This is a genomic window from Anaerotignum sp., assembly GCF_017483025.1.
Taxonomy (GTDB): domain Bacteria; phylum Bacillota; class Clostridia; order Lachnospirales; family Anaerotignaceae; genus Anaerotignum_A.
Genome location: NZ_JAFUMA010000013.1, coordinates 1 through 7,972 on the forward strand (window position 1 = coordinate 1; position 7,972 = coordinate 7,972).

At 47.7% G+C, this 7,972-nt stretch carries 9 protein-coding genes; 2 read left to right on the plus strand and 7 right to left on the minus strand.

Annotated elements, in window-relative coordinates; translation table 11 throughout:
- Both IJ369_RS01405 and IJ369_RS01410 read right to left on the minus strand, forming a co-directional pair.
- Positions 1-644 (minus strand): response regulator transcription factor (locus tag IJ369_RS01405; protein WP_290715153.1); only part of this gene is annotated, 644 nt, incomplete at its 3' end.
- 194 nt (positions 645-838) lie between these two features.
- The gene (locus IJ369_RS01410; RefSeq protein WP_290715155.1) at positions 839-1,915 is read right to left on the minus strand and encodes a LuxR C-terminal-related transcriptional regulator; all 1,077 of its coding nucleotides are present in this window, start codon (positions 1,913-1,915) and stop codon (positions 839-841) included.
- Between the two features lie 71 nt (positions 1,916-1,986).
- Between IJ369_RS01410 and IJ369_RS10865 the strand changes: the two genes are divergently transcribed.
- On the plus strand, positions 1,987-2,109 hold the full coding sequence (locus IJ369_RS10865) for an excisionase (RefSeq protein ID WP_334298185.1): 123 nt from the start codon (positions 1,987-1,989) through the stop codon (positions 2,107-2,109).
- 118 nt (positions 2,110-2,227) lie between these two features.
- Positions 2,228-3,325, plus strand: a complete 1,098-nt coding sequence (ychF, locus tag IJ369_RS01420; RefSeq protein ID WP_290715157.1) for a redox-regulated ATPase YchF — start codon at positions 2,228-2,230, stop codon at positions 3,323-3,325.
- Between the two features lie 191 nt (positions 3,326-3,516).
- On the opposite strand, the gene IJ369_RS01425 is transcribed toward ychF, so the two are convergent.
- From IJ369_RS01425 to IJ369_RS01445, 5 genes are all read right to left on the minus strand, one after another.
- Positions 3,517-5,046, minus strand: a complete 1,530-nt coding sequence (locus tag IJ369_RS01425) for a sodium/proline symporter (protein WP_290715159.1) — start codon at positions 5,044-5,046, stop codon at positions 3,517-3,519.
- A gap of 193 nt (positions 5,047-5,239) precedes the next feature.
- Entirely contained in the window at positions 5,240-5,851 is a 612-nt protein-coding gene (locus tag IJ369_RS01430; RefSeq protein ID WP_290715161.1) for a TetR/AcrR family transcriptional regulator, read from the minus strand.
- A 15-nt stretch (positions 5,852-5,866) separates the two neighbouring features.
- Positions 5,867-7,066 carry a Card1-like endonuclease domain-containing protein gene (locus tag IJ369_RS01435; RefSeq protein ID WP_290715163.1) on the minus strand — a complete coding sequence of 400 codons (1,200 nt, stop codon included), beginning with the start codon at positions 7,064-7,066 and terminating at the stop codon, positions 5,867-5,869.
- 20 nt (positions 7,067-7,086) lie between these two features.
- Complete coding sequence (locus tag IJ369_RS01440; protein ID WP_290715165.1) at positions 7,087-7,485, minus strand: GerW family sporulation protein; 399 nt, start codon at positions 7,483-7,485, stop codon at positions 7,087-7,089.
- Positions 7,482-7,972: hypothetical protein (locus IJ369_RS01445; protein ID WP_290715167.1), on the minus strand; the 491-nt coding region annotated here is incomplete at its 5' end. The genes IJ369_RS01445 and IJ369_RS01440, both read right to left, overlap by 4 nt.

The following is a 7,972-nucleotide window of genomic DNA, read 5'->3' on the forward strand; positions in this document are numbered from 1 at the left end:
ACGGGTTTCTCTGTACTTTTTTCCAAAACGATCAACCCGCTGCTGACCGCCGCCACCGCCAGTGCTGTGCGGCTGGGCAGGGCGGATTTTTCCAGCATTCCCTTCACATAATCCCGCACGGTGTAATAGCTCATCTGCATGGTCTCCGCGATCTCCTTATTGGAATATCCTTTCGCCACCTCCCGCAGGATCTGCAGTTCCTTTTCCGAAAGGTTTCGGCTTTCCATCTGTCCTACCTTCACCGAAGGCAGATGCTCGGGAAAGATGGCTCTTCCTTCCATCGTCCTATCCAGAACAGAAAGGATAGAGCACTTTGTATCTTCCGTATACCAGAAGCTATCTGCGCCGCTTTTCTCTGCCCGTTCCAGAAAGCTGTACTCAGGCACCTCCGTCATTACCACGATACGGATATGGGAATATTTCCGTCTGCATTCCGCCACCGCCGCAAAGCAGGTACTGCCTTTCCTGTCCACTGCCTCCGCCAGGATCAGATCGACAGGGGTATGACCACAGCATTTCAACGCATCCTCCATGTTAAGTTCCGTACCGATCAGGGTATACCGCCCCGATGTATGAAGGACATTTTCCAGATAAAGCTTATGGATCATCCTGTCTTCTGCCAGCAAAATTCTGTATGTATTCATTGCCGCGCCCCCTTTTTCGTCATGTGACGGGTTCCCCGAAAAGTAGTCTGCCTTAGTTTAATCATAGGGAAATCAACGAGGATTGTACTCACCCAAGGCGGGTGATTTTTGCCTGAAAAGGGGTGATTTTGCTGCTTTCATGGACTTTTCCGCACAAAAAAAGAACCGGTCACCCTTACGGCCAGTTCTTTGCCTCAGTTTTTATCATGCTTCACTTTTTCGATCAGTTCATTCCTTGTGGATACTTCCAGCTTGGAGAATACATTGGATGTGTGGGTCTTTACCGTATTTTCCGAAATGCACAGTGCCTCAGCGATCTCTTTTCTCTTTTTATCCATCAGCAGTTCCCGGAACACGTCTTTTTCTCTGGGGGACAACTGGGCGATTTCAGACCAATGCGCCACCTTCTGTTCCAGATCATCCTCTGCTTTCGTTTCTTCTTTTACGGTATGTGGCTGCACTTTCACCCGTTCTTTCAGTTCTTCATAGTCCTGCAGCATACTGTACAGGCAAAGCAAAAGCAGTTCACTGATGATGTAGGAAACAGAAAGGAATTCAAAATCCCACTGCACCAGCTGCTCTACCAGCCAAAAGGCAATATTCAGAAAAACAACGATCAGCAGCAGCAATGCCTGTTTGGGAGACTCCACCCTCCTTTTCCGAACCGCCCGCAGGATCACCCCAACCATCATGGCGAAATAGGAGAATAGAAATACAAAATATATTTTATGCAGAGAGCCATAAACCTTCTTCAATTTGGCCGCACCATTCACAAATACCAGTGTCACCTCTTTGTAATACCACCCCGTATAACCCGGGCTGGCTGCGATCAGAAAAACCGCCACATTGATACAGATCAGAAGTGCAACCATCCATCTCCTACAAGGATAACGGCAGACGCCAATCATCGTCATCAACATAAAAAACGGCAGAAACACCGATCCCAGATAAGCAATACGGTTTGCCAGCAGGGCTTCTTCCAATGTTTTGGATATGGAAAGAGAAAAATAGCCCGCATTGGCAAGAAATACTGATGTAAACAGCAGCAAAAGCCAAAGCACTTTTTTCTTCACCAGAGCACCATAGCCGATTAGCAGCAATAAGGAAATTCCTGCGATCACGCCATACAGCATCGACATGCTAACGCCTACATCACTCTGCCCACCTTGCGCAGATGCGGCAAAGGTGATGCAGGGAGCAAAAACCAGCAGCAACAGGAAGAAAACAAAACCACCTCTTACCATATTCAATTTTTTACCAGATGATTTCATTTTCTAACCTCACGATACTTTTTTTGACAATTACAATAACATAAGCAGAGCAATAAAGTCAATATATCGGCATTAACAAAATTGACAGCCTTTTACGCCAGCCAAACTGTCCCTTCATTTTGCATGTCGGCACAAGGAAACTGGTAAAAAGAAGGGAATTTGAGCAGTATATCAGCCATAAATTCACGATTTGAAGGTGGTTTCACTATTGAGAAACAAGAGCAGATGTGGTATATTAAAAGTTAGTGTATTAGCGTAAATCAAATAACCCATCCCCCGAAAACATTGAAAAATAAAGGAGATTGAGAAATTATGAAACTTGGTATCGTAGGTCTGCCTAACGTAGGCAAAAGTACCTTATTCAATTCCATGACACTGGGCAAGGCAGAAGCTGCCAACTACCCCTTCTGCACCATCGACCCTAACGTAGGCGTGGTAGCTGTCCCCGATGAACGTCTGGCAAAGCTGACAGAAATGTATGATTCCGCAAAAACAACCCCCGCAGTCATCGAATTCGTTGACATCGCAGGTCTGGTGCGCGGTGCGTCCAAGGGCGAAGGTCTGGGCAACAAATTCCTGAGCCACATCCGCGAAGTTGATGCGATCTGCCACGTTGTTCGCTGCTTTGAAGATACAAACGTAGTACACGTTGACGGTTCCATCGACCCCATCCGTGATATCGAAACCATCAATCTGGAACTGGTATTTTCCGATATCGAAATCCTGGAACGCCGTATCTCCAAAACAGTGAAACTGGCAAAACAGGATAAATCCCTGCAGAGAGAACTGGATATCCTGATGAAGCTGAAAGAAGCACTGGAAGCTGGCAAATCCGCAAGAAGCGTAGAATTTGACGCTCCCGAGGATTATGATTTCGTACAGTCCCTGACACTGCTGACAGCAAAACCCGTTCTGTATGCAGCAAACGTAACAGAAGACGACCTGGCAGACGACGGCGCAAGCAACGAATTCGTAGGCAGAGTAAGAGAATACGCAGCAGCGGAACATAACGAAGTATTCGTTCTGTGCGCAAAGATCGAAGAAGAAATTTCCGATCTGGACGACGAAGATAAAAAAGAATTCCTGGCAGAGCTGGGCGTGGAAACTAGCGGTCTGGACAGACTGATCGCCGCAAGCTACAAACTGCTGGGTCTGATCAGCTACCTGACAGCAGGCCCCCAGGAATCCCGCGCTTGGACGATCACACAGGGTACAAAAGCACCTCAGGCAGCAGGTAAGATCCACTCCGACTTCGAACGCGGCTTCATCCGTGCGGAAGTAGTACATTATGACGACCTGATGCGTCTGGGTTCCTACAACGCAGCGAAAGAACAGGGTCTGGTTCGTTCCGAAGGCAAGGAATATGTGATGAAGGACGGCGACGTAGTTCTGTTCCGTTTCAACGTATAACCCTTGTGGGCGTCGCCCTCAAACTTCCACCAAGGGAGTCACTCCCCTGGAACCCGAATTGCAGAAACACATTCAGTTGCAACGCAACTGCAGGCTGGAGGCGAAGCCGACCCTGCACGTTTCTGCGAAGGAAACGATAAAAACAAAAATAACCCCCTGGGCCTTCGCCCAGAGGGTTTTCTTTTTGCTTATTACAGAGAATTTTTCACTCTATCAAATTCATCCTGAATTTCTTTGGAAGGCTCTGCTGTCGCCAGGCTCACAATAATATTTGCCGCCAGTGCCAACAGGAATGCGGGCAGCAGCTCATAGATAGCAAATACGCCGCCCATAGGCGCGATCACATATTTCCATACGAATACCATCACGCCGCCAACGATCATACTAACCAGAGCGCCCTGCTTGTTGGATCGTTTCCAGAACAGTGCACACAGCACAACGGGGCCAAATACTGCACCAAAGCCAGCCCATGCGAAGGATACGATACGGAATACGGAGCTATCGGGGTTTTTTGCGATAAATGCTGCAATCACAGAGATACCCAGAACGGATGCTCTTGCCAGTGTCATGGATGTTTTCTGAGAAACTTTGATACCGAAGAAACCGGTGATCAGGTTTTCAGAGAAGCTGGAAGATGCCGCCAGCAGCTGAGAGTCTGCTGTGGACATGGTGGATGCCAGGATACCGGAGAGGATGACGCCTGCCATGATGGCTGCCAGTGCGCCATATTTGCTCAGGAAGTCGGAAATGACTACAATAATCGTTTCAGAAGTATTGCCTTCCAGGAAAGGCAGTGCGCCTGCTGCTGTCATAGCGTTACCAACAACGCCGATGAAGATAGCAACACCCATGGCGATGATTACCCATACTGTAGCAATTTTTCTGGAAAGTTTCAGTTTATTCTTATCTTCGATGGCCATAAAGCGAAGCAGGATATGGGGCATACCGAAATAGCCCAGACCCCATGCCAGTGTGGAAGCGATGGTCAGCGCACCATAGGGTGTTGTTGTACCTTCGCCTACTGCATGGCTGGCAGACAGGCTGATATAGTCTACCATGCTGCTTGCATTTGCCGCAACCGCGTCCATGCCGCCGGCAACATGAATACCAAATACCACTACTACTACCAGAGCGATACTCATAACGATACTCTGGATCAGGTCTGTTGTGCTGGCTGCCAGGAAGCCGCCTGTTGCAGTATAGCCTACGATAACGATAGCACTGATGATCATTGCAGGCAGATAATCAATGGCAAAAATGCTGCTGAAAAGCTTGCCGCATGCCGCAAAGCCGCTTGCTGTATAGGGAATGAAGAAAATGATGATAAACAAAGCTGCAATCCCCATCAGCAAATTTTTATCATCTCTGTATCTCAGGGAGAAGAAATCAGGCAGCGTAATGGCATTTACTTCGTGGGTATATGTGCGGATACGCTTTGCCACGATCAGCCAGTTTACGTATGTGCCGATGGCCAGACCAATGGCTGTCCATGCGGGTTCCGCAATACCGGAGATATAAGCCAGACCGGGCAGACCCATCAGAAGCCAGCTGCTCATGTCAGATGCTTCCGCAGACATGGCCGTAACAAAGGGGCCCAGCTTTCTGCCGCCCAGATAGAAGTCGCCAACGTTTTCATTTTTCTTGGAACAATAGATACCAATGCCCAGCATGCCGCCCAGATAAACCAGGATCGTGAGCATAATCAATACTTTTTCAGACATAAAAATTACCCAACCTTTCTTACATAAAAACTAACTTTGGACATCTTACCACACTTTTCAGTAGAATGAAATACAGAACAAAGTTCGAACTAAAAACTATACGATAAAAATAAAAAACAGCCGAAAATATTGAAATATCAATATTTTTCGACTGTACGTTTTTTAGAACTCAATTTTGTTCAAAAAATATTCTTTAAAATTTGTTTTCTAATAAAGCTTTTTTCACCCGAAAACTGCCCAGGAAAACGGGCATCATATTCCTTGCATATTGGCAAAGGGAGTAGTCCCCATTGCTGATGCACCAGTCATAGATCAAGGCTCTTTCACAAAGGGCATAGGCTTTTACGATCTCATTGACGGACATATCTTCCCTGAGTTCCCCCTTCTTCTGCCCCTCGGAAACGATCTGTCGTAACAATTTATAATACACACGATTGTGGTCAAGTAGGTGTTTTTCCCCCGCCGTCACCAGCTGAGAGGAATACATCCTTGCCACCAGATCCAGAGATACGCTGTTGTCGATCATCAGGAACAGTTCCTGATTCAGATACATCAGCTGGTCGAAGCTATCCATATCCTTATCCAGCGTAGGGATCAGCTCCTGATATTTGTCATCAAAAAGGTCGGAAAGGGAACTCAAAAGGGCATCCTTGCCGCTGAAATAATGGTAAAAAGAGCCCTTGGAGGTACCGGATTCTTCCACGATCTCTTCCACCGTGGTGTCATCGTAGCCGTTTTCATAAAACAGCTTCCATGCCGCCGAAACGATACGGCTCTTGGTGTTTCGGGTATTCTTTTTCGCCAAGGCGCTCTCCTCCTCTTAGATTTTTTTCCATTTCAAATTGATCAGGTCATGTTCCCGGATGGCTTTTACCAGGCGGTCGCTGAAATCCTCCGCCAGAATGTCTCTTTCATCCAGCATTTCCAGTCCCAGTTCCTTGCAGCGCATATATGTACCTGTGTTTTCCAGTTTTTCCTTGCTGTATGTGGCGATGAGCCCCTTGGAAAACCAGCCGCCCAGCCGTTTCTTGCCGATGAGCAATTCATTCAGGGCAGCCGTATCCGCTTCTCTGAGCTTGCAGGAAATGAATACGGGCAGGGAATCATCCATCAGCACCACGTCGATCTCATTGCCGCCCATTTTTGTGCCGTCGTAAACATTCCAGTCGATCATGGTGCCCAGTTTCACATCCTCGAACACGCCGCTGCTGGCCGCCGCCACGTAAACGTGCAGCTCCAGCCAAACGCCATAGCTGATGCAATACTGCTTATCTTCCATGGAACAGAAACGGAAACTGATCCATGTTTTATCCATTTTCAGATTTTCAATAAATCCCCTTCTCTGAAATTCCTTCAAAATCTCATCATTGGGGGCAACGGGTCTGCCGTTTTTCATCTGGATATTCCTGCGGCTTTCCAGCTGTAGTTCATGGGGCAGCCCCCGGGATGCCACCGTCTGCAGCCAGCTGCAGGTGTTCTTCCATTCCTTCAGATGACGGAACAGATACTGGGCCATTCGTTTGATATCCTCATACCGTTCCGGCTGGGGCGGTCTGTGGGATTCCCCCATCAGGCAGGCGCCCTTGCCGTCCAGAAAATTTTCCAGCGTCAGCGTTGCCGTATCTGCCACTTTTTCCTCTGTTTCAATGTCGGTGATGCAGCGCTTGATCAGGTCTGTATGAACCATCCGCATCCCTGTTTCCATGCCCGCCTTATAGCCGGCGATCATCATCAGTTCACTACCGCCTGTCAGTTCCAGTGTACAGTTTTCCGCACCATAGCGATCCACCACACGGCGGGTGGCTACCCGCAGTTTTTCCACGGAGCTGATATCCACAGGGATATGCTCCACCTTGATCTGGGGCATGCTTTTTTCAAAGCAGGTGACCAAAGAACGGAACACGTTCATATCAACCATGCCCTTATCATAGAGATAGACGACCTTATCGGGTTTTAATGTCAAAGGCGCTACGATATTTTTCAGGACATCCTTGTCATAATATTCGATCAAAACCTTCATGGGATCTCTCCCCTTTCAGCTTATTCTTCTACGATCGTTTCTTCTTCGAATTTCACTTCTTCTTTGGGTTCGTTGTTTTTGTTTCTGCCAGAGAAAACGGAACCAAAGTTCAGCTTATTCACTACGCCGGGAGCCATGTCGATCAGTTTTGTGATGGCATCCTGATTCTTCACGTTGATCAGCTGTGTGCCATTGGGCGTAATGGCCAGAATTGCAGAAGGTGTGATCTTCGCGCCTACGCCGCCGGCAGCGTTTGTGCTTTCCTTTGCGCCTACGCCTGCGCCCACTGCCACTTCGATCAGGGGCAGCAATGTCAGCTCGCCCACCACGATGGCTTCACCCACTACTGTTTTTGTGGAAACCAGATCGTCTACTTTATCAAATAATACATTTACAGCTTCATTAAAATCCTTGCTCATGCCTTTTCACCATTTCCTTTCGTGTCTTCTGCAGCCTCTTTATCTTTATTTTTCAGGAATTTGATCATTTTCCAAATTGCTTTGCGCACAGGCTTTGTCAGTACAAAAGCCAGCACCGCCCATACCAGTTTGCCCAGCACGATCTTTCCTTTTACTCTTACCTCAATATCCTCCGCCGTGGCTTTGGTGAAATCCCCTTTGATCTGGATATCGTTACCAAATTTTGCTGTCAGTATCCCCGCCAGCGCCAGCACATAGCCTGTGGTGGTGGGGTCGCCTGTGCCTACCGTTGCTTTGAGAAACAGATTCCCGGGTAAGATACCCTTCATCAGCCGTTTCAGCAGCTTGCCCAAGGCTTTGAAAATGCCTTTTTTATCCTCGATGCTCCAAAGTTCTTTCACAATGGGGGGAATCTTGCCTTTCTTTTCTTCTACGGCTTCTTCCCCAGAGAAAAACACATCATCCTCTTCCAGTTCCAGCTGGATAT